Annotated in this window: 18 protein-coding genes and 2 pseudogenes; 5 read left to right on the top strand and 15 right to left on the bottom strand. The window is 66.0% G+C overall.

The window, feature by feature from the left end; genetic code table 11:
• Window positions 1-5: 5 nt before the first annotated feature.
• The 5 genes and pseudogenes from OU419_RS12910 to OU419_RS12895 all read right to left on the bottom strand — a co-directional run bounded on the left by OU419_RS12910 (window position 6) and on the right by OU419_RS12895 (window position 6,925).
• Complete coding sequence (locus OU419_RS12910; RefSeq protein ID WP_254474596.1) at window positions 6-1,670, bottom strand: acyl-CoA synthetase; 1,665 nt, start codon at window positions 1,668-1,670, stop codon at window positions 6-8.
• Window positions 1,671-1,963: 293 nt separating this feature from the next.
• A pseudogene (locus tag OU419_RS29010) lies at window positions 1,964-2,476 on the bottom strand (methyl-accepting chemotaxis protein); the annotation flags it as partial.
• Between the two features lie 393 nt (window positions 2,477-2,869).
• Window positions 2,870-3,940 (bottom strand): annotated as a pseudogene (locus tag OU419_RS29005) (PDC sensor domain-containing protein); the annotation flags it as partial.
• A 252-nt stretch (window positions 3,941-4,192) separates the two neighbouring features.
• The gene (locus tag OU419_RS12900; protein WP_254472644.1) at window positions 4,193-5,209 is read right to left on the bottom strand and encodes an AraC family transcriptional regulator; all 1,017 of its coding nucleotides are present in this window, start codon (window positions 5,207-5,209) and stop codon (window positions 4,193-4,195) included.
• Window positions 5,210-5,245: 36 nt separating this feature from the next.
• Complete coding sequence (locus OU419_RS12895; protein WP_254472646.1) at window positions 5,246-6,925, bottom strand: AMP-binding protein; 1,680 nt, start codon at window positions 6,923-6,925, stop codon at window positions 5,246-5,248.
• A gap of 512 nt (window positions 6,926-7,437) precedes the next feature.
• Between OU419_RS12895 and pbpG the strand changes: the two genes are divergently transcribed.
• The 4 genes from pbpG to OU419_RS12875 all read left to right on the top strand — a co-directional run bounded on the left by pbpG (window position 7,438) and on the right by OU419_RS12875 (window position 10,980).
• On the top strand, window positions 7,438-8,367 hold the full coding sequence (gene pbpG / locus OU419_RS12890) for a D-alanyl-D-alanine endopeptidase (protein WP_254472654.1): 930 nt from the start codon (window positions 7,438-7,440) through the stop codon (window positions 8,365-8,367).
• A 165-nt stretch (window positions 8,368-8,532) separates the two neighbouring features.
• Window positions 8,533-9,060, top strand: coding sequence for a PaaI family thioesterase (locus OU419_RS12885; RefSeq protein WP_254472656.1), 528 nt, complete (start codon window positions 8,533-8,535; stop codon window positions 9,058-9,060).
• A 20-nt stretch (window positions 9,061-9,080) separates the two neighbouring features.
• Window positions 9,081-10,220 (top strand): thiolase family protein, encoded by a 1,140-nt coding sequence (locus OU419_RS12880; protein WP_254473479.1) that lies wholly within the window; start codon window positions 9,081-9,083, stop codon window positions 10,218-10,220.
• Window positions 10,221-10,413: 193 nt separating this feature from the next.
• Window positions 10,414-10,980: a TetR/AcrR family transcriptional regulator gene (locus OU419_RS12875; RefSeq protein WP_254472658.1), complete on the top strand. Its 567-nt coding sequence runs from the start codon at window positions 10,414-10,416 to the stop codon at window positions 10,978-10,980.
• 93 nt (window positions 10,981-11,073) lie between these two features.
• Here the strand turns inward: OU419_RS12875 and OU419_RS12870 are convergent, their stop codons facing one another.
• From OU419_RS12870 to OU419_RS12850, 5 genes are all read right to left on the bottom strand, one after another.
• Complete coding sequence (locus OU419_RS12870; protein ID WP_254472666.1) at window positions 11,074-11,880, bottom strand: SDR family NAD(P)-dependent oxidoreductase; 807 nt, start codon at window positions 11,878-11,880, stop codon at window positions 11,074-11,076.
• 246 nt (window positions 11,881-12,126) lie between these two features.
• The gene (locus tag OU419_RS12865; RefSeq protein ID WP_254472668.1) at window positions 12,127-13,167 is read right to left on the bottom strand and encodes an HlyD family secretion protein; all 1,041 of its coding nucleotides are present in this window, start codon (window positions 13,165-13,167) and stop codon (window positions 12,127-12,129) included.
• Between the two features lie 7 nt (window positions 13,168-13,174).
• Window positions 13,175-15,262, bottom strand: a complete 2,088-nt coding sequence (locus OU419_RS12860; RefSeq protein ID WP_254472670.1) for a TolC family protein — start codon at window positions 15,260-15,262, stop codon at window positions 13,175-13,177.
• A 3-nt stretch (window positions 15,263-15,265) separates the two neighbouring features.
• Window positions 15,266-16,594: a glycosyltransferase family 2 protein gene (locus tag OU419_RS12855; protein ID WP_254472678.1), complete on the bottom strand. Its 1,329-nt coding sequence runs from the start codon at window positions 16,592-16,594 to the stop codon at window positions 15,266-15,268.
• Window positions 16,595-16,597: 3 nt separating this feature from the next.
• Window positions 16,598-17,875, bottom strand: a complete 1,278-nt coding sequence (locus OU419_RS12850) for a TackOD1 domain-containing metal-binding protein (protein ID WP_326494074.1) — start codon at window positions 17,873-17,875, stop codon at window positions 16,598-16,600.
• Window positions 17,876-18,305: 430 nt separating this feature from the next.
• Between OU419_RS12850 and OU419_RS28910 the strand changes: the two genes are divergently transcribed.
• A complete protein-coding gene (locus OU419_RS28910; RefSeq protein ID WP_302329005.1) occupies window positions 18,306-18,443 on the top strand; it encodes a PSPA7_2676 family Cys-rich small protein in 138 nt (45 codons plus the stop codon).
• A 61-nt stretch (window positions 18,444-18,504) separates the two neighbouring features.
• On the opposite strand, the gene peaD is transcribed toward OU419_RS28910, so the two are convergent.
• The 5 genes from peaD to ccsA form a co-directional block, all read right to left on the bottom strand.
• A complete protein-coding gene (gene peaD / locus OU419_RS12845; RefSeq protein ID WP_254472687.1) occupies window positions 18,505-19,623 on the bottom strand; it encodes a quinohemoprotein amine dehydrogenase subunit beta in 1,119 nt (372 codons plus the stop codon).
• Between the two features lie 29 nt (window positions 19,624-19,652).
• Window positions 19,653-19,976: a quinohemoprotein amine dehydrogenase subunit gamma gene (qhpC, locus tag OU419_RS12840; RefSeq protein ID WP_254472696.1), complete on the bottom strand. Its 324-nt coding sequence runs from the start codon at window positions 19,974-19,976 to the stop codon at window positions 19,653-19,655.
• 1 nt (window position 19,977) lies between these two features.
• Window positions 19,978-21,408 carry a quinohemoprotein amine dehydrogenase maturation protein gene (peaB, locus tag OU419_RS12835; protein WP_254472704.1) on the bottom strand — a complete coding sequence of 477 codons (1,431 nt, stop codon included), beginning with the start codon at window positions 21,406-21,408 and terminating at the stop codon, window positions 19,978-19,980.
• Between the two features lie 141 nt (window positions 21,409-21,549).
• Window positions 21,550-23,121 (bottom strand): quinohemoprotein amine dehydrogenase subunit alpha, encoded by a 1,572-nt coding sequence (peaA, locus tag OU419_RS12830; protein WP_254473481.1) that lies wholly within the window; start codon window positions 23,119-23,121, stop codon window positions 21,550-21,552.
• Between the two features lie 206 nt (window positions 23,122-23,327).
• Complete coding sequence (gene ccsA, locus OU419_RS12825) at window positions 23,328-25,496, bottom strand: cytochrome c biogenesis protein CcsA (RefSeq protein WP_254473483.1); 2,169 nt, start codon at window positions 25,494-25,496, stop codon at window positions 23,328-23,330.
• Window positions 25,497-25,647: the final 151 nt, after the last annotated feature.

Raw genomic sequence — 25,647 nt, 5'->3', positions numbered from 1 at the left:
GTACTTCAGTGAGCCGCCGAACGCTCGGCCGCTTCGCGTTGCCGGGCTATCTCCTGGTTGCGCAGGAGGAAGCGCTGGATCTTGCCGCTGGGGGTCTTGGGCAGTTCGTCGACGAACTCCACTTCCCGCGGGTAGCTGTGCGCCGACAGGCGCTTGCGCACGTACTGTTGTAGTTCCTCGGCCAGCTCCGCGCCCGGCCGGTAGGACGAACAGAGCACCACGAAGGCCTTGACCAGTTCGGTGCGCTCCGGGTCGGGCTTGCCGATCACGGCGGCCTCGACCACTGCCGGGTGCTCGATCAGGGCACTCTCCACATCGAACGGGCCGACACGGTAGCCGGAGGTGGTGATCAGGTCATCGGCGCGGCCCACGAAGCTGATGCTGCCGTCGTCGTTGAGTTCGACGGTATCGCCGCTGAGGTAGTAGTCGCCGACGAAGGCCCTGGTTTCCATGCCCTGGTATCCAGCGAACCACATCAGCGGCGACTGGCGGCGATCCATCGCCAGCACGCCGGGCTGGCCGGGCGGCAGTTCGGCGCCCTGCTCGTCCAGCACGACGACACGATGGCCGGGAATGGAGAAGCCGGCGGCCCCCAGGCGCACCGGATGTTCCAGCGCGTGGTGGTTGGCCAGCACCATGCCCAGTTCGGTCTGCCCGTAGTGGTCGTGGATGGTCACGCCCAGTTGCTCGGCGAACCAGCGGATGACCTCGGGCGTCAGCGGCTCGCCGGCACTGCTCACGGCGCGCAGGCGCCCCTTGAGCGGTTTGGACACGGCTTCGCCGGCAGCGATCAGCAGGCGGTACGCGGTGGGCGAACCCGCCAGGTTGGTGATGCCGTATTTGCGCACGATGCGGCAGGTGCTTTCGACCGTGAAGGCACCCTCGTAGAAGGTGATCGGGTGTCCCATCGCCAGCGGTCCGGTGACACCGTAGTAGAGGCCGTAGGCCCAGCCCGGGTCGGCGAGGTTCCAGAAGGAGTCCTCGGGGCGCAGGTCCACCGCTTCGCGCAGGTAGCCGACGAACGCGACGATGGCCTTCAGCGGCACCGCCAGCGGCTTGGCCAGCCCGGTGGTGCCGGAGGTGAACATCAGCAGGAAGGGGTCTTCGCCACTGCGCAGCACCGGCTCGAAATCCGGCGAATGGCGCTCCAGTTCGGCCCAGAAGCTGTAATCGCCATGACGGATGCCCTGCCCTTTCGGGCCGCCCACGGTCACCAGGGTGGGCGCGTCGGGCACATCGTCGAGCTTGCTGCGGTTGGCGCCGTCGGTGACCACCACTTTGCTGCCGGCGAGGGTGACGCGGTGTTCGATGGCCTTGGGGCCGAAGGCGGTGAACAGCGGCTGGTAGACCGCCCCCAGGCGCCAGGTGCCGAGCACGGTGATCAGCAGTTCGGGGGTGCGCGGCAGCATGCCGGACACGCAATCGCCCGGACGTACGCCGAGGCTGTGAAGGAAGCTGGCGAAACGCCCGGACAGCTCCTTGAGCTGGGTGAAGGTGTAGGTGGCACTATCGCCGTCCTTGCCCTCCCAGAACAGCGCGACACGGCCGGGAATGGCATGGCGGTCGCAGCATTCGATGCAGGCGTTGAGGGCATCGAGATTGCCGGCCAGGGTGGCGGCAGCGGTGTCGCGGTAGTCGAACTCGGCCACGGCGGCGGTATGGGAACGCATCGCAGGACTCCTGGGTTGTTCTTGTCTGGAGTCCCTTGATGTTCCTGCCACGCCGCCGCGCGGGCAATGTCGAAAGTCGCCAATATGGATGAGCGGATTGGACAGCCGGCGCTGGTTGGCCGGGCGTCAGCCACCGCGGGTGCATGGCCGATTGGCTTTCGCAGGCTGGCGTGGGGCGGAGCGATGCCCATCAACACGGTTACGCGACTATCGATGGGTATCGCTTCGCTCCACCCATCCTACGGCCGTGCAGACGGGCTGGTGCCGCTCCTGCGGCAGCGTTGCGGGCCGGGTCAGACGCGGAACTGATCCATCAGGCCCTGCTGGTGGTTCGCCAACTGATTCAGCGAGTGGCTGACCTGCGCCGACTCCTGGGCCTGGCTGGACAACGATTCGGTGACGTCGCGGATGCCGGCCACGTTGCGGTTGATCTCCTCGGCCACCGCGCTCTGTTCCTCGGCGGCGCTGGCGATCTGCAGGTTCATGTCGGTGATCACGCTCACCGCGTCACCGATGCGTTTCAGCGCGGCCACCGCCTGTTCGACCTGGGACACGCTGTCCTGCGCCTGGCGATGGCTGTTGTTCATCGCACCGACCACTTCGCGGGTGCCGTTCTGCAAGCCTTCGATGACCTGGCGGATTTCCTCCACCGAGTCCTGGGTGCGCCTGGCCAGGTTGCGCACTTCGTCGGCAACCACGGCGAAACCGCGCCCGGCTTCCCCGGCGCGGGCGGCTTCGATGGCGGCGTTGAGGGCCAGCAGGTTGGTCTGCTCGGCGATGCCGCGGATGACTTCCAGGACCGAGCCGATCTGCTCGCTGCTGGCGGCCAGCCCTTCGACCTGGCTCATGGCGCTGCTCATGTCGCTGGCCAGCTCGTCGATCATCCGCGTGGTGTTGTCGATCACGCTCAGGCCATCGCGGGTCGCGCCGTCGGCGCCGCGGGCGGCATCGGCGGCCATCGCGGCGCTGTTGGCAACGTCGTGGGCGGTGGCGCTCATTTCCTGCGAGGCGGTGGCGACCTGGTCGACTTCGCGGAACTGCTGCTGCATGCCGGCACTGGTCTGGCTGGCGATTTCCGAGGACTGGTCGGCGGTGGCGCGGGCATCCTGCACCGAGGATTTCACGTCGCGGATGATCGGCTGGAGCTTGTCGAGGAAGCGGTTGAACCAGCCGGCCAGCTCGCCGAGTTCGTCCTTGCCGGTGTAGTCCAGGCGCTTGGTGAGGTCGCCTTCGCCGCTGGCGATGTTGCGCAGCATGGCGGCGACGTTGAGGATCGGCCGGGTCACGCCGCGGGCGGTGAGCCACACCAGCAGCAGGCCGACGACGGCGGCGATCAGGCCGAAGATGGTTTGTAGCAGCGCCCCGCTGGAGTTGCGTTCGTCGAGCTGCTTCTGAAGTTGCAGCGCCGGCGCCAGCAGCACGTCCTGGGGCACGTCCAGTATCACGGCCCAGGGCTTGCCGGCATCGGGGGTGGGCAGCAGCGGTTCGACGACGCGTAGCTGGCCATCCTTTTCCAGTACCTGCGGGCGGCCCGCGGTCTGCACGGCAAGCAGTTCGGAGGCCTGGCCGGGGAAGGCTTTCTCCAGCGGCTGACCGAGCAGTTGATCATTGCTGCTGTTGCCGGCGAGCAGGCCCGCCGGGCTGACGATGCTGACGCTGCCGGCGCCGTCGTACAGTTCGCGGTCGCCGTCGAGGGCGAGTTGCTGCAGGCGGCTCAGGTTGATGTCGACGCCGATCACGGCGATGACCTTGCCCTGGTCCAGCAGGGGGAAGGTCACAGTGGTCATGAGCACCTTGGAGCCGGACGCGCTGTCGAAATACGGGTTGAGCACACACGGCTTGCGGGTCTGCAGCGGGCAGAGCTGCCAGGTGTTGAACGGGCTGCCGTCGAGCATCGGCGTGGTGTCGGCGATCATGTCCTCGGTCACCGCCAGACCGGTCATCTCACCACCGGTTTTCTGCGCCCAGTAAGCACCGAAGCGCCCCTTCTCGTTGCTGCCGGCGTCGGGCTGGTCGTGGAACAGAGCGTCCTGGCCATCCAGCGCATCGGGCTCGAACACAACGTAGAGACTGAGCAGGTTGGGATTGCTCCGGAGGCTGTCGTGTACCAGTTGGTTGAGGTCCTTGCGCACCCCACTCGCGTCGCCGCCGTGCCTGGCGGACTGTTCGCGCAGTTGGCTGACTTGGCGGGAGAACTGGTTGCCGAAGTGATACACGTCGGTGAAGAAGCGCTGGATGATCTCCGCCTGCTGCTCGCTGCGCGCCTGCATGCCCGCCTTGGCGGCGTCCTTGAGCATCTCGGCGTTGGCCGTCTTGATCAACTGAGCGTCATGGTTCATGCGGTACAGCGAGAGGCCGACCAGCAGGCAGACGATACACAGCAGGCACAGGCCGGTCAGCAGCGTGATTTTCCACTGGATCGAAAGGCGGGACAGGGGCATGGCGGGACGTCCTTGGGCGAGAGCGATTCTGTGATGTTCTATCGGCCTTAAAGGCGGCTACTTGAGCTGAGCCCTTAAATTTCAGGGCTCCTGGCGGACCAGCGCGCGGTATTGCCCGGGCGTCGATCCGGTCCATTTGCGGAACGCCTTGTAGAAGGCGCTGGTGTCGGCGAACCCCAGCTCTTCGGCCAGGTCGGCGAAGTTGCCGTCGCCGCTGTCGAGCCGGGCGATGGCCAGGTCGCGGCGCAACTGGTCCTTGAGCGCCTGGTACGACTGCCCTTCGGCGGCCAGCTTGCGGCGCAGTGTCGAGGGCGCCATGTAGAAGTGCCCGGCGAGGGCGTCGAGGTCGGGCCAGCGCTCGAACTTCAGGCTGCGCAGGTACGCCTTGGTGCGCGCCGCCAGGCTCTGCGGGTCGCGGTAGCGCACCAGGATGTTCGCCGGTGCGCCGGCGAGGAAGCGGCGTAGCTCACGCTCGTCGCGGCGTACCGGGAGGTCGAGCACTTCGGCGTTGAACAGCAGGCGCGACTGGCGGCGGTCGAAGCGCAGGTTGTCGGTGAACATCACCCGGTAGTCCGCGAGGTAGTCGGGCTGCGGGCAACGCAATTCGATGGCGAGAATGGGGATGCGCCGGCCCACCAGCCAGCAGGCCAGCCCGTGCAGCATCAGCCACAGGGTGAAGTAGCAGAACGCGCGCGGGGCAGGCCCCTGCGCTTCGTCGAGGGTGATGGCGGCGAGGCCGTCCTGGCGGGTCAGGCGCGGAGCGAAGTCGTCGAAGATCAGGCCCATGAAGCGCAGCGCGGTGTCCAGCGCGGCCTGTAGCGTGGGCTCGCGGATCGCGGCGGCGGCCATGAAGTTGAAACTGCCGGACTTCATGCGCCGCGCATTCATGCCGAAGAACTCGTCGTCCATCCGCTTCGCCAGGCGCAGCCAGAGCCGCGCATAGGCGTGGCTGGAGACGCGCGCGTAGGGCTTGCCGAACAGCTCCGCGGCGATGCCGGACTCCGCCAGGATCGGCGCGGCATCACCGCCCTGGCGACGAAACTCGGCGAGCGCCTCGGCAACCAGCCGGATCGAGATGGTGCCCTTCTCTACGCCCATGCGCGTTCGCCGCCCGGCGGCGCTCCGCAGGTTCGATCAGCCACGCTGGTTGCGCACCTCTTCAATGCTGATCTCGCGCATGCGGAACTTCTGGATCTTGCCGGTCACTGTCATCGGGAACTCGTCGCAGAAGCGGAAATGACGCGGCACCTTGAAGTGGGCGATGGCGGCCTTGCAGAAGGCGCGCAACTCGTCCTCCGCCACGCTGTGACCGGGGTGGAACTTGACCCAGGCCACCAGTTCCTCGCCGTATTTCTCGTCGGGAATGCCGATCACCTGGGCGTCGGCCACGGCGTGGTGGGTGTAGAGGAATTCTTCGATCTCGCGCGGATAGATGTTCTCGCCGCCGCGAATGATCATGTCCTTGCTGCGGCCGACGATGCGAACGTTGCCGGCCTCGTCCATCTCCGCCAGGTCGCCGGTGAGCATCCAGCGCGCCGGGCTGATGGCCTCGGAGGTCGCCTGCGGGTTGTTCCAGTAGCCGAGCATGACGCTGTAGCCACGGGTGCACAGCTCGCCAATGGTGCCGCGCGGGACGATACGGCCGTCGGCGTCGATGATCTTGCTTTCCAGGTGAGGCTGGGTGCGACCGACCGTGGTGACACGGGTTTCCAGATCGTCGTCCGGGCCGGTCTGCAGCGACACCGGGCTGGTCTCGGTCATGCCGTAGGCGATCTGCACCTGGGCCATGTTCATCTCGTCGATGACCCGGCGCATCACTTCGATCGGGCAGGTGGCGCCGGCCATGATGCCGGTGCGCAGGCTGGAGAGGTCGAAATCGCGGCGGTTGGGGTGGTCCAGCTCGGCGATGAACATGGTCGGCACGCCGTAGAGCGCGGTGGCTTTCTCTTCCGCTACCGCCGCCAGGGTCGCCTCGGGTTCGAAGCTGGGCGCCGGGTAGATCATGGTGGAGCCGTGGGTGAGGCAGCCGAGGTTGCCCATCACCATGCCGAAGCAGTGGTACAGCGGCACCGGGATCACCAGGCGGTCATGCTCGGTGAGGCCGAGGCTGTCGCCGACCATCAGGCCGTTGTTGAGGATGTTGTAGTGGCTGAGCGTGGCGCCCTTGGGGAAGCCCGTGGTACCGGAGGTGTACTGGATGTTGATTGGCTCGTCGAACTGCAGCAGCGCCTGGCGCTCGTTCAGTTCGGCGGCGGAAACCTGCGTGCCCAGGGCGTCGAGCTGGCTCCAGCGCAGGAAGCCGGCTGGTGCGTCGTCCGACAGGCTGATCACGCCGCGCAGTTCCGGCAGGCGCTCGCTGGCCAGCTCGCCCGGGCGGCCCTGCCCCATCTCCGGCAGGAGGCCGGTGAGCATGCCGTGGTAATCGGAAGTCTTGAAGGCGTCGGCGCACACCAGCCAGCGACAGCCGGACTGCCTGAGGGCGTACTCCAGTTCGCTGACCCGGTAGGCCGGGTTGATGTTCACCAGTACCGCGCCGACCTTGGCGCTGGCGAACTGGGTGATGCACCACTGGGCGCAGTTGGGTGCCCAGATGCCGAGGCGGTCGCCCGGGCGCAAGCCCAGGGCGAGAAATGCGCGAGCGACGCCATCGACCACCTCGGCCAGCTCGGCCCAGGAGTAGCGCAGGTTCTGGTGACGGACGACCAGGGCCTCGCGCTGCGGAAAACGTGCAACTGTGGCATCGAAGGCAGCGCCGACGGTCATGGCCAGCAGGGGCTTGTCCTGGCGGCCGCGGGTGTAGCTCAGGTGGTTCATGGCTTTCCCTTGTTGTGCTTGTTCTCAGGATCAACGCTGAACGATCGGCCCGGGCAGCGGCGCAAAGCGCCTGCGGCCGATCCACCGCACCGGCCTGACTGGCCGGTCGCGAGCGGCGGGTTATGTTTACGTTAACGTAAAGGTAAACGCAACCCCGGTTGATCTCCGTCGATTGCGGACGGGAAATCCGCATATTGAAGGATAGTCAGTCACGAACCATGCCATCAGACCGAAAGCCCATGAACGACGGGGCTTTGACACATTTTCAACCTGGTTCGGCGCAACCTCGCCCCGTTGCATTTCGCAACAGCTACCCTGCCGCCCCACCGTTCGCCACCCCTGAGCATCCGCCGCCGTGCCGGCTGTCGAGGCTGGCGTCTCAGGGCGTCGCAAAGTGATACAGCGCATGCCCCGCGCGGCCAGGTGCGCTGGATCAGGGCATGAATTAGAATCCTGCGAAATTACCTACATGGATGTAGATACTTTCCCACTCACGCCTGCGAATTACATTCATGACTACTCGTCGTTCGATACTGAGCCTGCTGTTTGCCTGCGCCGCTGTTGTCTGTTCATCGAACACCTTCGCCGCCACCAAGGCGGCCACCCCAAATGAGTTGGTCCTCGCCTCCGGCAGCGCACTGGTCGTCGACCTGCAGACCGGCAAGACCATCTATTCCAGCAATCCGAACCTGGTCGTGCCGATCGCCTCGGTGACCAAACTGATGACCGCGATGGTCACGCTGGATGCCAAGCTGCCGATGGACGAGATGCTCACCGTCGACATCTCCGAAACCGCCGAGATGAAAGGCGTGTTCTCTCGCGTGCACCTGAACAGCCAGATCAGCCGCGAGAAGATGCTGCTGCTCGCGCTGATGTCTTCCGAGAACCGCGCCGCCGCGAGCCTCGCCCACCACTATCCGGGCGGTGCCAAGGCCTTCGTCGCGGCGATGAACGCCAAGGCGAAATCCCTGGGCATGACCCATACCCATTACGTCGAGCCGACCGGCCTGTCGATCCACAACACCTCCAACGCCCAGGACCTGATCCGCCTGGCCAAGGCCGCCTACACCTACCCACAGATCCGCCAGATGAGCACCACGGCGACCAGCGATGCACGTTTCAGCAAGCCCGGCTATTCACTGAGCTTCTTCAACACCAACCCGCTGGTGCGTAACGGTAAGTGGGACATCCGCCTGACCAAGACCGGCTTCACCAACGACGCCGGCCACTGCCTGGTGATGGTCACCATGATGAATGGCCGCCCGGTCGCCCTCGCCCTGCTCGATGCTTTCGGCAAGCGCACCCACGTCGCCGACGCCGGACGCATTCGCCGCTGGGTGGAAACCGGCAAGGCATCCCCGGTTCCCGCCGTTGCCCTGCAATACAAGGCCCAGCGCAGCCAGGCCCGCGCGTCCAGCGTGACCGCCGCCGCCACCGAGTAAGCCCCTGGCCGGCGGAGTTGTCTCCGCCGGCCGTTCTCGACTCCCCCCTTCGATCCTGTCGCTTCCGCCCTGCTGGATGGCGCCTTCGCCGCTTATATGTCGACCATCATTCAGTGATAACATGACAGACGTAATATTAAACATCGAAACACCTGGAGCCGAGCGATGAACGACCGAGAACAGAAGATCGCAAACTGGGAGGCCGCCGCCGCAGATATCCGCCGGCGCCTCGCCGAGCCGGGAGTGATCGCCCTGCAGGAACTGCGCAATGCCACGCCACAGGCATTCTTCGATGGCATCGGCAACGGCGACCTGCCTTCGCCGCCAATCAACGCGCTGATCGGCTTCGTCCCGCTGGAATGGGGCCAGGGCCGCTTCATCTTCCAGGGCACGCCGGACATGCGCCACTACAACCCGCTCGGTACCGTCCACGGCGGCTATGCCGCGACGCTGCTGGATTCGGCGATGGGTTGCGCAGTGCACACCATGCTCGAACCGGGCCTGGGCTACACAACCACCGACCTGCGCATCAGCTACATCCGCGCGCTGACCCGTGATACCGGGCCGATCCGCGCCGAAGGCACGCTGATTCACCTCGGACGATCGACGGCCCTGGCCGAAGGGCGTCTCTACGATGTGGACGGCCGGCTCTACGCCACCGGCTCCACTACCTGCCTGATCCTCGGGCGCTGATAGCGTTTCACTGAAGGAGAATCACCATGACATCCGTGGTCATCGCGGGTTACGCCCGCTCCCCCTTCCACTTCGCGAAAAAGGGCGCGTTGGTCGATGTGCGCCCGGACGAACTGGCCGCCCGAACGGTGAGAGGCCTGGTGGAGCGCAGTGGTCTTGATGCCAGCCTGATCGAGGATCTGATCATGGGCTGCGCCTACCCCGAAGCCGAACAGGGCATGAACCTGGCACGCATCACCGGCTTCCTCGCCGGTCTGCCGGAAAGCGTGGCCGGCGCGACGGTGAACCGTTTCTGCGGCTCGTCGATGACGGCCATACACTTCGCCGCCGGGCAAATCCAGCTCGGCGCCGGCGACGCCTTCATCTGCGCCGGAGTGGAGTCCATGACCCGCGTGCCAATGGGTGGCTTCAATGTCTCGCCGAACCCGCGCTTGCTGGCCGAGTTCCCGCAGGCCTATATGCCAATGGGACAAACCGCCGAGATCGTCGCCGAGCGCTTCGGCATCTCCCGCGCGGACCAGGAAACCCTTGCGGCAGGGTCCCACGCCAAGGCCGCCCGCGCCCGTGAACAGGGGCTGCTGGCCGGCGAAATCGTCGCCATCGATACGCCTGCCGGGGTAGTCAGCGAAGATGGCTGCATTCGCCCCGGCACCAGCCTCGACGGGCTCGCCCAGCTCAAGCCCGCCTTTGGCGGCAGCGTGACCGCCGGTACTGCCTCGCCGCTCACCGACGGCGCGGCGGCGGTACTGGTGTGCAGCGAGGACTTCGCCCGCGCCCACGGCCTGGGCATCCTCGCGCGTATCAAGGCGGTCGCCGTGGTCGGCTGCCCGCCGGAAATCATGGGCATGGGCCCGCTCCACGCCACCCGCAAGCTGCTCGACCGCGCCGGCCTGCGCATGGCGGACATCGATCTGGTGGAGATCAACGAAGCCTTCGCCAGCCAGGCGCTGGCCTGCCTGCGCGGCCTGGAGCTGGATGTCGACCGGGTCAACCTGCACGGCGGCGCCATCGCCATCGGCCACCCGCTGGGCGCCACCGGCGCGCGGATCACCGGCAAGGCGGCGGCGCTGCTGAAGGAAAGCGGCGGGCGCTACGCCATCGCGACCCAGTGCATCGGCGGCGGCCAGGGCGTGGCAACGCTGCTGGAGGCTGTCCGCTAGCCCGGCGGGAACGTGCCCTGCGGACGGTTTCGCAAGGCAGCATCGCCCTCCTGGTGCATCGCGCAGAGTCCGCTGCCGCTCATCGCAGCGGACTCTGCCTGCGATCATCCTTCAGGCCTGCCGCGAATCACCTGCCTCATCAACCCTGCGTTAGAATGACATGCAGCATTCCATGATCCGCAGGAGATCGGTCATGCGTTACTCCGAAGACCACAAGGCCCAGACCCGCGAGCGCATCATCAATGAAGCAGCACAGCGCTTCCGCCGCGACGGTGTCGATGCCACTGGCCTGCAGACCCTGATGAAGGCCCTGGGCCTGACCCACGGTGGGTTCTACGCGCACTTCAAGTCCAAGGACGAACTGGTGGAGATCGCCCTGCAACAGGCCGCCGAGCAGTTGCGCCCGGTGGTCGAGCAGCAGTTCGAGAAGAATGATCCGTTGCCCGGCTTCATCGACCAGTACCTCTCCCCGGGCCATCGCAACACGCCAGGCAAGGGCTGCCCGCTGCCGACCATTTCCGCCGAGCTGGGCGCGCGCGGCCAGGCCAGCGCCACCACCGACGCCATCGTCAAGGCGCGCCTGGGGTCCATCGAAAAGGCTCTGCCGAGCGAACACGCCAAGGACGAGAGCGTCGCCCTCCTCGCCACCCTGATCGGTGCGCTGGTGCTGTCGCGCAGCGTGGCCGACGAAGAGCTGTCCAACCGCATCCTGGAAAGCACCCGCCGCCATCTCAAGCGAGAGATCGGCGCGGCGGAGTGAGCGCATTCGGCGGCCAGGCGCACCTGGCTGCCGCACGCATAAGAAAGCCCCGGCGCATGGCCGGGGCAAGCCTTTCGCCACTCAGGCAAGCACTTACGCCACGGCGATCCCATAGCGCGGCGCCGGAGTATTGCGCGACAGGTTCGGCGCCATTCTCAGCCGGGCCGCGGTGAAGGCGTCGAACTCGCCGGCATCGGGCAACGCCGGCAGAGTCACCACTTCCCCCTGGGCAAGGCCGGCCAGCGCCGCATCCACCATGTGATTCACATCCATCAGCATTTCCGCCGGCATGGCCGAAATGTCGGTGCCGGCGCGCTCCCAGATTTCCGTGCGGGTGGCGCCCGGCAGCACGACTTGAATGCGCAGGCCCTGTGGCGCCAGTTCCTGCTGCATGGAAAGACTGAGGTTGAGTACGAATGCCTTGGTGGCGCTGTAGCTGCCGTTGAACAGTTCGGGAGCCAGGGCCAGCACCGAGGCCACGTTGATGATGGTGCCGCGGCCACGCCCGGCGAAAGCCTTTGCGGCGGCACCGGCCAGGCGCGCGGTGGCGGTGACGTTCAGCTCGATCATGCTTTCCAGGCGGTCCAGGTCGGTCTCAAGCAGGGTGCCATTGACGGCTACACCGGCGTTGTTCAGCAACAAGCTGATGCTGGCGTCCTCGGCCAGTCGGGCCTCGATGCGGGCGCGCTCGTCCTTGCGGGTCAGGTCGGCACTCAGTACGTCCACCGATACCCCGTGCCGCTCAGCCAGGCTTGCGGCCAGGGCTTCCAGGCGCTGCTGGTCGCGCGCCACCAGCAGCAGGTCGTAGCCCTGGGCGGCGAGGCGCTGTGCGTAGGTCGCGCCGATGCCCGAGGAAGCGCCGGTGATCAGTGCGCGGCCCAGTTCGGATTTGGCATTCATGGTTCTTCTCCAGAGGCGCGATGCGCCCCGCATGTAAGGTCATCAGGGCCCAAAGGCCGCCTGGAATGCCCGGCCCTTTCAAATTACAGCCGTCATCTGATGATTGATATTATGCTCGTAATATTATCTGTCAATACCTTCGCCGACATCCGGGCCGGGAGAAATTACGGCATACAGAGAGAGGAAAGACGACGTCGACGGCTTGCAGGGGCGGCCGGCGTCAGCCGAGGCTGACGCCCACAGGCGTCACTCCTTGACCGCCCATCGGTTCAGCCAGTCCCAACGGTGCGGGAAGCGCGCCTTGAGGCCCAGGCGATCGACACGCCAGAACGCCGGCCACTCGCCCTTTACCCGCGCCAGCAGGCGCAGGTTACGGTTCGGCGCACTAAAGGCTTCGCGCAGCTCCACGGGTACCGGAGCTGCGTCTTCCACCATGCGTACCACTTCCGCCGGCAGCCATGTTCCGTCCGGCAGGCGCACCCGGAATGGCTGTCCAGGCGAGGCGTACTCGGCAAAGCGCGGATCGAGATAGATCCAGATCTCGGCCTCGCCCAGCCGTTGCAGACGCATCAGCAAGGTGCCGGGGCCCACATTCTCGCCCTCGCCGACCAGCACTTCGCTGATGACGCCCGAGTCACTGGCCTTCAGGTCCAACCCTTGCAGGCGTGACTGCAACCAGTCGCTTTCCAGGCGACGCTGGCGATCGAGCGTGTCATCGCCCGGCAGCGCTTCGCGGCGATCGAACTCCACGAGGTCGCGTTGGCGGCGATCGCGCTCGTCCTGTGCCTGCAGCACTTCTCCGCGCGTTGCCGCGTTGGCCGCGAGCAGACCACGCAGTTGCTGCAGACGGCTTTGCGCAGTGTTCAGCAGGCGCACGAGGGATTCGCGCTCCCTTTCGCCAAGAGTGCGCCGCCCGGTTTCATCCTGTGCCGCCTTCGCCGGATCGGCCAGCAGAGCCAGGCGAGAACGCCACTCGGGATTGTCCATGCGCAGCAGCAATTGGCCGGCCGCTACCTTGTCCCCGGGCCGGACCAGCACCTGCGCCACCTGCCCCGCCTCTCGGGCGCGCAGTTCGCTGGACGGCACATGCAGTTGCGCGGGCGCCTCGATCAGCCAGAGGCCAAGCATTTCGCGGCCCACCAGGAACAGCAGCGGGCTGGTCACCACCAGCAGGATCAGATACCAGCGCAGCTTGAACGCCACGCGCTTGCCCGGCGCATAGAGCACCTTGAGGCCCTGTTCCTGGGTGGGCTGATGTTCCTTGGGGCTGGAGAATCGAATCTTCATGGGATGCTCAATGGGGGAAGTAGGACCAGTCCTGCCAGTCGATACCGGAAACCCCGGCCGCCTGCAGACGCTTGCGCCAGCGCTCCACCTGCTGCTGTAACTGGGCGCGCGATACTCCGGCCCAGGACTCGTCGGCCGACAACTGCGGCTCGACGCTCTGCGCCAGTCGGAAACGCAGCGCCGGCCAACGCCGGGCGATGGACTCCGCAAGCTCCGCGCTGCGTTCGGGGTTGCGGGTGTAGATCATCAGGCTGACCTGGCGCACACCAAGCTTGGGCAGCGCGCAGGGCACGCAGGGGCCTCCGCTGGATTCGGCAAACCAGCGCGGGTGGCTGGAGAGCTCCAGCGGCCAGTAGTCGAGCCGGGCTACCGCGCCCACGGTGTCCAGCCAATCCTGAAGGCGGCTGTCGGGCACCGGCCAGCCGAGCTGCTCGACTTCCAGGTCCAGATGCACGGCATCGAAGCGGATGTCGCGCAGCCGGCCCAGCAGCGCCAGCAGGTCCTTGCGGCCGCCGGCGGACAGCCATGCCGGATCGCCCAGCAACAGGACGACCTGCATGCCCTGGGCTCGGGCGTCATCGAGCATGACCTGGAGCTGGCCGCGCAGGGTCGGCATGTCCGCGATCTGGCGGGCATCGAGGCCCACGTAGAGACGCTGCATGCCGGCGTTGCGCAGGGCCTTGAGTTCGGCATAGCGGGTGGTCGGTTGCAGCAGCGCCTGGCTCTTCCACACATAGGCACCCTGGTTCCAGGCCGCGCTGCGCGAGGGGCTGGCCTTGACCTGCGCCTGCGCTGCGGCCGGCGCCTGCCAACTGAGGTGCTGCGCACCAAGCAGCGGGCTGAGCGCCTGGTCGTCGTCGACGAACAGGCGCAAGGCCGCCTCGCGCAGCCAGACGGCATGCCACGCTGCGATCAGGCGCAGGCCGCTGTCGTAGCGCTCCAGCTCCACGGCCTGCTCTTCGCCCGGCCCATCGGACGCCGAACGCTCCGAGCGCAGGCGCTGCTCGCGCAATGCCACTGCCGACACGGCGAACTGTTCGCGCTCGCGCTCCAGCCCTTCCACGGCCTGTTGTTGACCTTGCAGTGCCCTGCCCAGGTCCTGCAGCAACTTCTGGCGCTCGGCCTTCAACTGGGCCAGCGCGGCCTGGTGCCGCGCCTCCACTTCCCGTCCACGGGCCTGGCCGTAGGACATCAGGTCGAAGGGTGCGGAGAAGTTCAGGCTGGCGACCAGACCGTTGCCATTGCTGCTGGCGCCATTACGGTCCTCGAGGCTCTGCGCGACACTGAAGCTGGAGTCGATGCTGTCATACCAGGGCGAGTTCAGGTTGCGCTCGGCATCGCGCACTTCATCCTGGCGCTCGCGCAGACGCGGATGTCCTTCCAGTGCCTGGCGCCAACTGGTCAACGGCTGGACCCGCGTGGCCAGCGATTCCGCCTGGGCCTGCTGGCTGGCGGTGATGTCCAGCCCGGAAAGTTCGGCGAGGCTGGCTCGGGTATCGTCAAGCAGCCGCGCGCTGGCCGCGCAACGACGCTGCAGGGCCTGCCACTGGCCATCCAGCAGCTTCGCCTGGGATGGCAGCACCCAGCCCTGGCGCTGGCGCAGGGCCAGCCGCTCGCGCGCGCTCGACGCAGCCGGCAGCAGGCCCTGGCACCAGCGGTTTTCCTCTTCCGCACGCCACCAGTCGGCGTAGGCGCTGCGCAGCGCCAGGCGCTGCTCGGCTTTTTGCAGCAGACGGCGGGACTGCTGGCGCTGCTGTTCCAGTTCAACGGCAGAAACCGCCTGGACCTGGCGCCGCAGGCTGCCCAGCAAGGGATGGCGCAAGCCCAGCGCCAGGTCCCGGCCGTAGTAGGTGTCGATCACACTTTCGGTCACCAGTTCGCGATAGTGGCCCGCGCTGGCCGCACCGAACCATTGCCAGCCCGCTTCGGCCTCGCGCTGCTCCTTGAGTGCATCCAGCGCCTGCAGGCCGGCATTGCTGGCCTGCATGGCAGCACTGTCGTCGGCGCTTTGGAGTACCTGCGACAACGGCAGTACGTCGGCCCGGGAAATGCCGGCGGCCAGCAGCAGGGAGCCAAGGAGCAGGTGACGCATCATCGATCAGAACCTCTTTGCCTTACGTAGCACCCACCAGGGCGCCATGCTGGTTTCTTCGTGGCCGCGGCGCAGGGCCTCGTTGAGCATGGCCACCGCGCTCCACAGGCGCATGACCAGCATGAACAGGGGAAAGACAAAGACCACCGGGAACAGCTTCAGGTCCTTGCGCGGGCGCTCGGAGACCAGCAACAGCATGACGGCGTACAGCAGCAGGGTCATGCCCAGGTAAACCAGGTAGATGAGCGATGCCAGGGCGAGGAAGCGCGGCAAGGGCACGACCAGGGGGCCGATCACGCAGTAGCCGAAAATGATGAACGGCAGCACCAGCTGGAAGAAGAAACCGGTCATCAGCGTCATCAGGAAGTTCGGCCAGCCGAGCAGGCGCGGGTTGAAGCTGTGGCGATGCTTGCGGATGTAGAGGAAGTAGAGGTCGCCATCCCAGCGCAGCCGCTGCTGGAGGAACTGGAAGAATTTCACCGGCGCATCGGTATGACCGATGGCACCGGGTTCGAAGGGAATGCGCAGCGGCTTGCGGCCGAAGTAGTTCTTGATCCGCAGGGTGAGATCCAGGTCTTCCGCCGTGTGGGTGTCCCAGCCACCGATCTTGTCGAGGAAGCTGCGGCGGAAGGCGCCGAATGCACCGGAGACGTTGTTCACCAGGTTCCATTCGCTCAGGCCGATCTTGGCCATGTGGATCGACAACTGGTACTCCAGCGCCTGCATGGCCGTAGTGACCGAGGCCCAGGCGTTGCGCACCCGCAGGCTGCCCGCCACCGCCGGTACGTCAGGGTCGGCGAAATGCCGGACGATCCTGCTGACCATGTCGTTGTCGAAAGACGTGTCGCCGTCCAGCGCCATGATGATCTCGCCCGTGCAATGCGCGAGGCCTGCATTGAGCGACGACACCCTGCCCCCGCGCTGCCATTTGGCGATGGGCCGCAGCAGGCGACGCGAGTACAGCGTCGGATCGACGCGGAAGTCCCGCACCGCCTGCATGGTGGGCTTGTTGACCGCCGCGCCGTCGACGACCGGGATCATCTCGATGTAGCCCGGATAGGTCTGCTCGCACAGGCTCAGCAGGGTCGTCTGCACGTCCCGGCCTTCGCTGTAGCAGGTGATGATGCAGGACACGCGCGGGCGGTAGCCGTTGTCCTTGGGCAGCTCGAACGGCTTGCGGATGAACCAGCGCAGCACGCCGATCAGGACCAGCAGGTTGAGCGGCACCTCCAGGAGCAGGAATGCCGGCAGCAACATGAAGGTCGCCTGGAAGAATCCGCCGCTACGGGCGAACTCCCCGATCAGCAACAGCCATTGCTCGATGAAGGCGTCCATGCGTCAGCCGAGTTGCCCGCCCAGCCTGGCCAGCAGCAGGGCAGCGTCTTCCTGCTCCAACTGGTCGTCCGGGGCGGTGAAGCCTACATGGCGGACCTCGATGCGCGTTGCCTTCTCCTGTGTCAATTGTTCGGCGCCCCTGGTCAGGCGCTGGCGCACCACCTCCAGCCCGGCGGCGTCGGTTTGCGGCATGAGCACCCAGAGCACCTCCTCGCTCATGCGCGAGCAACGGTCCGTTTCCCGCACGGCTTCCTGCAGACGCTCCACCAGCCCATCGACCAGGGCATGGCCACGCATCTCGCCCAGTTCGGCGAGGGTTTCCAAAAGGTTGACGAAGCGCAGCCCGAGCAGGGAGAACGGCGGATTGCGGTGTCGCGCGGTGAGCTGCAACTGCCAGGTGAGCAACTCCATGAATGCCTGACGCGGCAACAGGCTGAGATTGCCGAAGCGTTCCATGTTCGCCGTGGTGGCGGCGAAGCCTTCGCGGCAACGCAGACGCCCTGCCTCGGCAATGCGGAAGTGACGCACCTCACGCACCCGCAGCTTGTCCGGCTCGTGCTTCTCCCCGCAGTCCAGGCAACGCGCCTCCACGGCGGCATCGACGAAGAACGCCTGGCAGCTGCGGCAGCGGTAGTTTTCAAGGGGGCGGTCGTAGTCACTGCCGATGTGGCGCAGACGAGTCAGGCAGTTCGGACACAGCAGCAGGCCATCCTTGAGGAAGTGTTCCTGGGGCCCGACGTGCCCACAGGTGAAGCAGTGCAGCGATGGCTGGCGGCCGATGTCCAGGGCCTGGCACTCCGGGCACACATCCACGTAGTTCAGGCGCCCCGAACCACAGTCGGTGCACAGCCGCAGGCGGTCGAGCAACTCGCCCTCCTCCAGCCAGCCGTGCTGCCCCATCAGTTGCAGCCAGGAGAAGGCATTGACCTCCTCGCTATCGCTCAGCGCTTCGAGAATCGGGTAGCGGTAGTGCTGGGGCACGGAGGTATCGCGCACGGCATGCACGTCCCCGCGGGAGCGCAGCCACAGCCAGGCCAGTACGCGCTCCTCGAAGCGCGCCGGGGCCTGTCCGCGGTTGAACAGGCTGAAGCGCTCGCGCCACAGGCGCCAGAGCGGTGTGATGGCACCCACATCGGCCGGCGGCGCGCCATCTCCCAACGCGATACACCAGGGGTCGAGGTCCTGGCAGCAATAGATCAGCGAGAAGCGATAGCGCGGCTCCTGGCGCAAGTTGCGGAGTATCTGCCCGGCCTGGACGCCAGGCAGGTAGCAGCAGCACATCGTAGGTCGCCGCCGAGTGCAGGCTGGCCAGCTCGGCGAAATGGTCCAGCTCGCTGCCACTGTAACGGGAGGAAGCGTTGCCAATGACTGCTACCAGGGGTGACGCGGTATTCATGGAGAGTCTCTGTGAGTTGTCCCTAACCTGTTGATTGATTATAGCCAAAAAGCATCAAAAGGACGACATTTATTTGTCGCTGAAATTTAGAAAAACCCGAATTCAGTCAATTTATTGACTCCAATGAGTGCCAGAAACTTCACACCTTCAAGGGCGTACGCACACCGGCTTCCGCCAGCGGCCGTTCAGCACTTTAGATTGCCCATTCTAGACAGCCGGGGCGAGGCTTCCAGGCGCCTCCACACAAGAACAAGCCAGGAGCGTCACCTGCATTTTCTGCCCGTCTGCGAACCGGAGCGATCCGGAGGAGGACACATGCGATTGCGCTGCTTTTTCCTGGGATGTCTTTGGGATGAAGGGAATCTGACGGAAGTTGGCAATGTGCCGATGCTGTGCCAGCGCTGCATGCGCTGCGGTGCCCAGCGTTACCTGAGCGCGGAACCCGACGGCTGAGGTCCGCGCCACCGGAAAACCTGCCCGGGGCATTGCGTCCCCGGGCAGTTCTTTCAGCCGATCAGTTGGCGACGAACGCCTGGCTGGTGGTGATCGCCATGTCACCGCCGGGCAGCTTGAGGTCGCCGATGCGCTCCAGGCTGTCGGCGTCGAAGATCGCCACGTCGTTGAGGGTGCCGGTGAGGTACAGCTTGGTGCCGGCCTTGTTGGTGGACAGGCAGTAGTAGGAGTGATCGAGGTTGGCGGCCTTGATCAGCTTCTGCTCCTTGATGTCGTACTTGGCCAGGCGATTCAGCACGCCGTACACCACGTTGCGATCCTTGGCCGAGCGGATGCCGCTGAAGTACACCTCGGTAACCGGCCCGAAGTCGACGGTCTCGGTCTTGCCGGTGGCCAGGTCGATGTTGAAGAAACCGTAGAGGAAGTCAGCGGTGGCCGGATCCTGCTTGGCGTCCTTGAACTTCGCCGTGGTGTAGAGCAACGAGAAGTCGCGCGGATAAGTCTGCTGGTTCCACACATACAGCACATCCGGCGGCGAGTAGTTCGGGCGCTTCCAGTTGCGGCTGGGGATGACCACCTCGAATTTGCCGGTCTTCACGTCCACCTTGTAGATGTCCGGCCCTGCCACATAGAGGGTGCCGTCGTCGCCGGTCTGCATGATGGTGAGCTGGCGCGGCGCCGGGAAAGTACGCACCGGCCTGGCGCTCATGCCGTCGGCCACCGAGTACACCTGCAAGCGCGGTTGCTGCACCTCGTAGTGCTCGGCGAGGATCAGCGTCGGGTTGGCGACAGCGTAGATCTCCTTGCCGTCATGGCTGACGGTCATGGAGAACATCGCCCGCGCGTTCTCCCCCGGCTTCTGCGCGATGGTGGCGTGGAATACCGGCTTGCAGTCGTCGAGGCGGATGCCATAGATGTCCGCGTAGTGGTTGCTGAGGATGTAGGCGACCTTGCGGTCCGGCGACAACTGCGTCATGCCCGGGCCATACGCGCCAGGAATGGTGCAGGTCTTGTAGAGCTTGTCGGTCTGCATGTCGACCACATGCAGGTTGTTCGGATAGTTGGTGCTGATCAGGTACTCATGACCGGCTTCCAGCGCCTTGCTCTCGTCGGCGGCGGCATGCAGCGCGCAGGCCAGCGAGAGACCGCCGAGAACGGCGGCGAATGCTTTTCTGGACATGCAATTCTTCCTCTTGTTCTTCTGTCCGCTCATTTGTCGTCCGGGAATACGGTGCCAAGGTTGCGCCAGTTCTCCGCGGAGGCCTGGGCATCCTTGTTCCAGTCGGGATAGGTGCTCATCATGTCCGGCACCTGCGCCGGCCACCAGCAGGGGTCGGAGCAACCGTAGAGGTCGGCCTCCATCGGCTGGCAGAGCGACGAGACGCCACCGAACACGTCGATTTCCCAGCCCGGATCGGTGGTCGATGCGCAGCCGGCGACGGAGTTCATCGCCACCACGTCCTCGATGCGATCCTCGGCGGCAGCCTGTTCGAGCTTCTGTGCTTTGTTGTTGATCGGCTTGAGATGTTTCATGTCAGTGCGCCTTCCGCGGAGTGATGTGGCGGTCGATGAAGCTGGGGTTGGCAGCCATGATCCGGCTGTAGACCTCGATTCCGAAGTCGACCCAATCCCTCATCAGTTCGCAGTAGTGGTAGGTGGGGTGCGCCGGATCGCCGTAGCGCGCGTAGCTCTCGTGATAGCAGCCGCCGGAACAGAGATTGCGGATGCGGCAACTGTCGCAGCCGGTGTTGGTGCGATCCAGACGTTGTGACAGGAAGTCATTCAGCTCGGCCTGCTTCACGCCCTCGTGCACGTTGCCGAAGGTCGGCAACGATGACCCGGTGAAGCGGTGGCAGAGGTTCAGCTCGCCCTTGTGGTCCACTGCCAGCATCTTCAGGCCGGCACCGCACGGCAGGGCCTTTTTCTGCCCTTCGTGGATGTCGGTGATCAACTGGTGCAGGTTGGAGAAGCCGATGTTGCGCCCTTCCAGCGCCTCGGCGAGGTAGCGACGACCCAGCGCCTTCATGTTGGCGAAGACCTGCTTGAGCTCATCGCTGGTGAGGTTGAAGCTGCTGATGTCGCCGGAAGTCACCGGCGCGAAGCCGACCTCGGCGAAGCCCAGTTCATTGAACAGGTGATCCCAGATGGTTTCGACATCGGTGACTCCAGTGGTCAGTGTCACCCGCGCCCCGACCGGGCGGCTGCGGTAGCGCGACAGCAGCATCTCGGCCTTGCGCCGTACCACGTCATAGGTGCCCTGCCCGCCCACGGTGATGCGATTGCGGTCGTGCACGGTCTTCGGCCCGTCGATACTCACCGACAGGCCGAAGCGATGGGCGTTCAGCCAGTCGACGATCTCCTCGGTGAGCAGCGTGGCGTTGGTGGTCATGACGAACTCCACCTGCTTGCCCAGCTCGCCGAAGCGCCGCTCGCAATAGGCAACCATGTGCTCGATCAGCGAGCGGTTCGACAGCGGTTCGCCACCGAAGAACACCACGGTGTAGCGCTGCTCGTCGGGCGACTCCCTGAGCAGCATTTCCACCGAGGCTTCAGCGGTTTCCGCACCCATCTTCTTGCCGGCGGAGGGCTTGTCCAGGTCCTCCTTGTAGCAATAGGTGCAGGAAAGGTTGCAGCCGGTGTTGACGTTCAGCACCACGGTGTTGATCGCCGTGCGATCGACCTTCCTGATGCCGACCTCCGGCGTCAGCGGCGAGCCGTCGCTGACCAGCTCCAGCGCGATCAGCTCGCGCAGGGTCTCGTCGATCTCGGCGGCGGCGAAGCGTCCGCCCAGGCGTTGGCTCAGTTCGTCCGGCGAGCAGGCATGCCCGCGCAGCGCGTCGATGATCCCGCCGGTCAGCTCGTCGCTGGCGAACAGCGAGGAACTGGGGATGTGGAACAACAGTCGGTCGGCATCCACCCGCACTTCGTGCAGGTTGCGTTCGACCAGATTCAAGATGGCGCCCATGAGACGACCTCCCGGAACATACTCGTTACCCCCACCCAGGGCCTGTGCCGATTGCCGCAGGACGGCGCGGGTCACCCGCCGCCTGCTCGCTCGATCCCGGCCTGGCCCCTGGAGGGGCGCTCGGATCATCCTTCCCGTGGGTTACGGGATAGGCGGGTTGTTCCAACGCTGCACGGTCACGATCATGTGCCCTTCGCCCTTGTGCGACTGGCCCGCGTCGTCCACCGCGGCGATCACCTTCAGGTTGCCGGCGTTGTTGGTCATCATCTTGCGCGCCGGGTTCGGGCCGGCATCGCCCGGGGTGAAGATGCCCGTGGCGGCGTCCATCTCACCGGCGAACTTCACGTCCTGGTCTTCCCTGGCGCGATCGTCGAACGGCTCCACCGACCACTGGGCGGGGAACACGCCGATGCGGAACGGCTTTCCGTCGGCCCCCTTGCCCCAGGCCTCGGCATCGAAGCTACCCTGGACCTTCGGCGTGGAGCCGCCATTGCCGCCGATGCGCGATACCGAGAACTCCGGCACCACCTTCACTTCGGCGATTTCCTTGTACACCGCCAGGCTGCCGCCCTTGGCGGTGCCCACGGTCACGTCACGCTCGCCCACTGCGGCGGAATCGCTGGCCTTGACCTTCACCGTCACACGCTCCGGCGACTGCGCGACCACCGACAGCACCTCGACTCCGGGACCGAACGACGGCGTACCGGAAAGACCACTGCCGATCACGCTGACCTCCGCCTCGCCGCCCGCCTTCAGATACGCCGGCTGCACGCCCAGCACACGGGAACTGCCCTGCTGTGCGGCAACGAAATCCAGCCCGCGCTCGTCATGGCTCTTGTCGAACATGCGGCCCTGCATCCGACCGTTCAGTGCGGCGAACACCTGACGCATGGTGGTATCGCCGATGGCGACGTTGCCGCGCCACTCGTAGCCGTTGTACAGCACCGCACTGCCTTCGCCATCGAACGCTTCGCCGTCGGCGAACTTGCCCTTCACGGCGACTTTGAACTGATCGCCGCCCTTGCTGGCCACGCTCATCACACCGGAGATATCGCCACGGCCCGGCATGTGCCCGGCGAAGCTCCACTCCCCGGCCAGCGACTCGGCCTTCGGACGGTCTTTCTTCCAGTCGCTCCACGCCTGGTTATCCAGCGGGAAGCGCTTGGCCAGCTCCGGGACCATCTCCTTCCTGGCCAGGTCGAACCAGTCGCGGTCGCGGGACAGCGCCTGGTATTCCAGCGACGGCCAGCGGCCCAGATGGAAGTTCACCAGTTTCTCCCACTCCGCCGCCGGGCGCCGTTGCAGGGCGATGCGCGCAGCCGAGTGACAGCGGGCGCACATCTGCTCGAAGTTGGTATCGAAGTGCTCGACCGTATTCAGCCGGCGCTCCAGTGCGTAGCGCACGCCGTCGGTCTCGCTGGGCGCCAGGCCCTGCTTGTCGGCGAGGAACTTGACCACCGAGCGGCGCTCCTCGTCGGTGATCTTCAGGCCGTACATCACCTGCATGCGCGCAATGCTCATCAGCCAGCCTTCCGGCGTCTTGCGCTGGTGGCTGATGCGGCTCAGGGAATTGTTGCCCTCAGGGGTGTGGCACGCCTGGCATTTGGCGTTGATGATGGTTTGCCCATCCTCCGCCGCCTGCGCCGGCTGGTGCAACGCAAGGGCCAGCGCGGCGAGGGTTCCGGCGCCCAGATAGTGCCGAAGTCGAGTCATCTTCAAGATCAGGCCTCCTCGGTATTCTTGTTGAAATTCTTGTGCCCACCGATGGGCTAAGAGCGATTCCGTCTAGCTCTACCTGCGAGATAGCAGGTTGTATGCCACTACTGGGAAAACCCCGCCACATCGGGCTTGCGGCGGGATTCGCCGGCGCCTCCGGCAAGCCTGCCGAGGCTCGATACGTCTAATTTCGCGATTGCTGTCTAACTCTGAGACACCGCCCCTGCGACGCCCTGCAAGGCAGTATGGCCGCGCTGGCGCAAAGCGCCGCCCGCAGGCAGCACCAGGGCGCCGAGCAGCATCGCCAGCAGACCGATCCAGACCAGCGAGAGGAATGGGAAGCGCCGGATCACCACCACGCTCTCGATCTCCTCGCCACTGCGATTGAGCAGGCGTGGCGAGGCTGGCACCCATACCTGCAGGTCGCTGCCCAGGCCGCGCACGATGAACGGATGCAGCACATAGCCACGGTCGGAGGCGAAGCGCGCGTAGTGGTAGTCGAGAATCTCGCAGAGCTGCCGCACCGGCCCCTGGTAGGCCGGCGGCTGGCCTCGGCTGTCCTGGAACAGAGCGTGACCGGCGAGCTGCCGGTCGCCATCGCGCAACTCCACCCGCGCCAGCGCGTGGTAGCCGGAGAAGTCCGGGCGGCTGGTGTCTGGCAGCACGCGCAACTGCATGCCGCCGATCACCGGATGCCATTGCTCGAACGAGGTGCCCGGCGCGATGGTCACCTGCTGGTAGGTGTTCAGCGCGGTAGCCGCCAACCCGCCCACCAGCGCCACCACCGCACCGCCGTGCACCAGCGCCAGCCCGCCGCTGTAGCGCAGGTTGCCCAGGCGCCGGCTGCGCCACAGGCCCAGTACGCCCCAGAACACGCAGCAGAACATCAGGAACAGACCACCCAGCAGCGCCGCATCCAGCCACGGCAGAACCGCCACGACATTCTGCGAAAGCATGCCCTCGCCGCTGTAGCCATCGCTCAGCCAGCCACCGCGCCAGGCGACCGACCCCATCAGCAGCGCCATCGCCAGCGTCGCCGCCAGGGCCAGGCGTGGCCGGCCGCAGCGGCGCAGGAAGCTGTAGCCGCCAACCAGGCCGAGGCCGGCCAGCAGCGGCAGCAGCCAGCGCGCCAGGCCGTAGCCGTTCACGTCCCACTGATCGAAGGCGCGGCGCAGGCTGTTCATCTCATCGGTGGTCGCCCAGGCGGTGAGCGTCTCGAAGAATGGCTTCAGTTCACCTGGCCGCTCCATGCCCAGCCACTCATAAAGATGCGCCTGCAGCAACGCGGCCAGCGCCAGCACGGCGACACCGGCGAACAGATAGATCGCCACGTCCAGTGTCCAGTCGGTGGTGCCGCGGCGGCCACGGCGCTCGTGCCGTCGCCCGGCGAACAGATAGGCGACGGCCAGCGCCAGCAACACGGCGGCCAGCGCCAGGTGGGCCAGCCAGGATGTCGTCCCGATGTAGCGATGCGAGCTCGCCAGCACCGTGCTGCGGGTCACCGCCATCGCGCCGCAGGCCATCGCCGCCGCCAAAAGACTGAGCAACGGCAGCAGGCGCCCATGCGGGCCATCCGCGCGCCAGCGTCGGGCGCCATGCAGCACCGCGCCGAGCAGCGCCCAGATAATGAAGGCCGAGGTCTGCACCGGGTCCCAGTGCCAGAGCTGGCCGTAGGTGAAATCCTCCATCGCCCAGACCATGCCCACGCCGATGCCAGCGCTGAGAATCAGCCAGGCGCGGCGGCTATAGCGCGGCATCACCCAGGCATAGGCGCTGCCGCCCTGCCCCAGCGCAGCCAGCGCCGCACCCGCCGGCGCCAGCACCCAGGCGTAGGCGCAGAGAATCAGCGGCGCATGCAGCGACATCCAGAACGTCTGCAGATGCGCATTCATACCCTGGCTCGGCTGGGCAGCCAGCCAGTCCGCCGGAGTCGCACTGAACGGCCCGAGCCAGGCGGTGGTCGCCGCGTACCACGCGGCGATCAGCGCCGTGCCATGACCCGCCCAGCCGGGCAGCCCGGCGGAACGCTGGGCGATGGCCATGCAGAATGTCGCCAGCAACAGCACAGTGCCTTCGTCGCCGCCCCAGAGATTGGACATCTTCAGATAGTCGGGCAACGCCGCACTGCTGTAGAGCCAGGCGTAGCGGAGCTGGAAATGATCCGTCAGCAGGTGCAGCACCAGCGCCAGGCAGGCGCCAACCAACACGCCCAGCGCCACGGGCCAGCACCGCCGCCGCAGCTCCGGCCACAGCGCCCCCGCGACGATGCTCGCGGCCACCAGCCACAATAGGCCGTTACCCAGCGACGGCAGCCACCACACCAGGGCGCAAGCCACCGCGGCAGCGCCCAATCCCGGAATCCACGACGACATCCTCTTCAAGCTAGCCTCCCTTCCTTTAACGGCGCCTGGCACCCCATACGGAACGAGCCCTGCTCCTCTCACATTGCGTGCCAGGGGCAAAACTCCTTGGGAAACAAACGATTGGGCGAATCGAGCGGATTACCGGGCGTGGCAATACGCG

Origin of the sequence: Pseudomonas triclosanedens (genome assembly GCF_026686735.1) — a bacterium.
Taxonomy (GTDB): Bacteria; Pseudomonadota; Gammaproteobacteria; order Pseudomonadales; family Pseudomonadaceae; genus Pseudomonas; species Pseudomonas triclosanedens.
The sequence above is the reverse complement of the archived record's forward strand: the minus strand, read 5'-3'. Positions and strand labels throughout refer to the sequence as shown.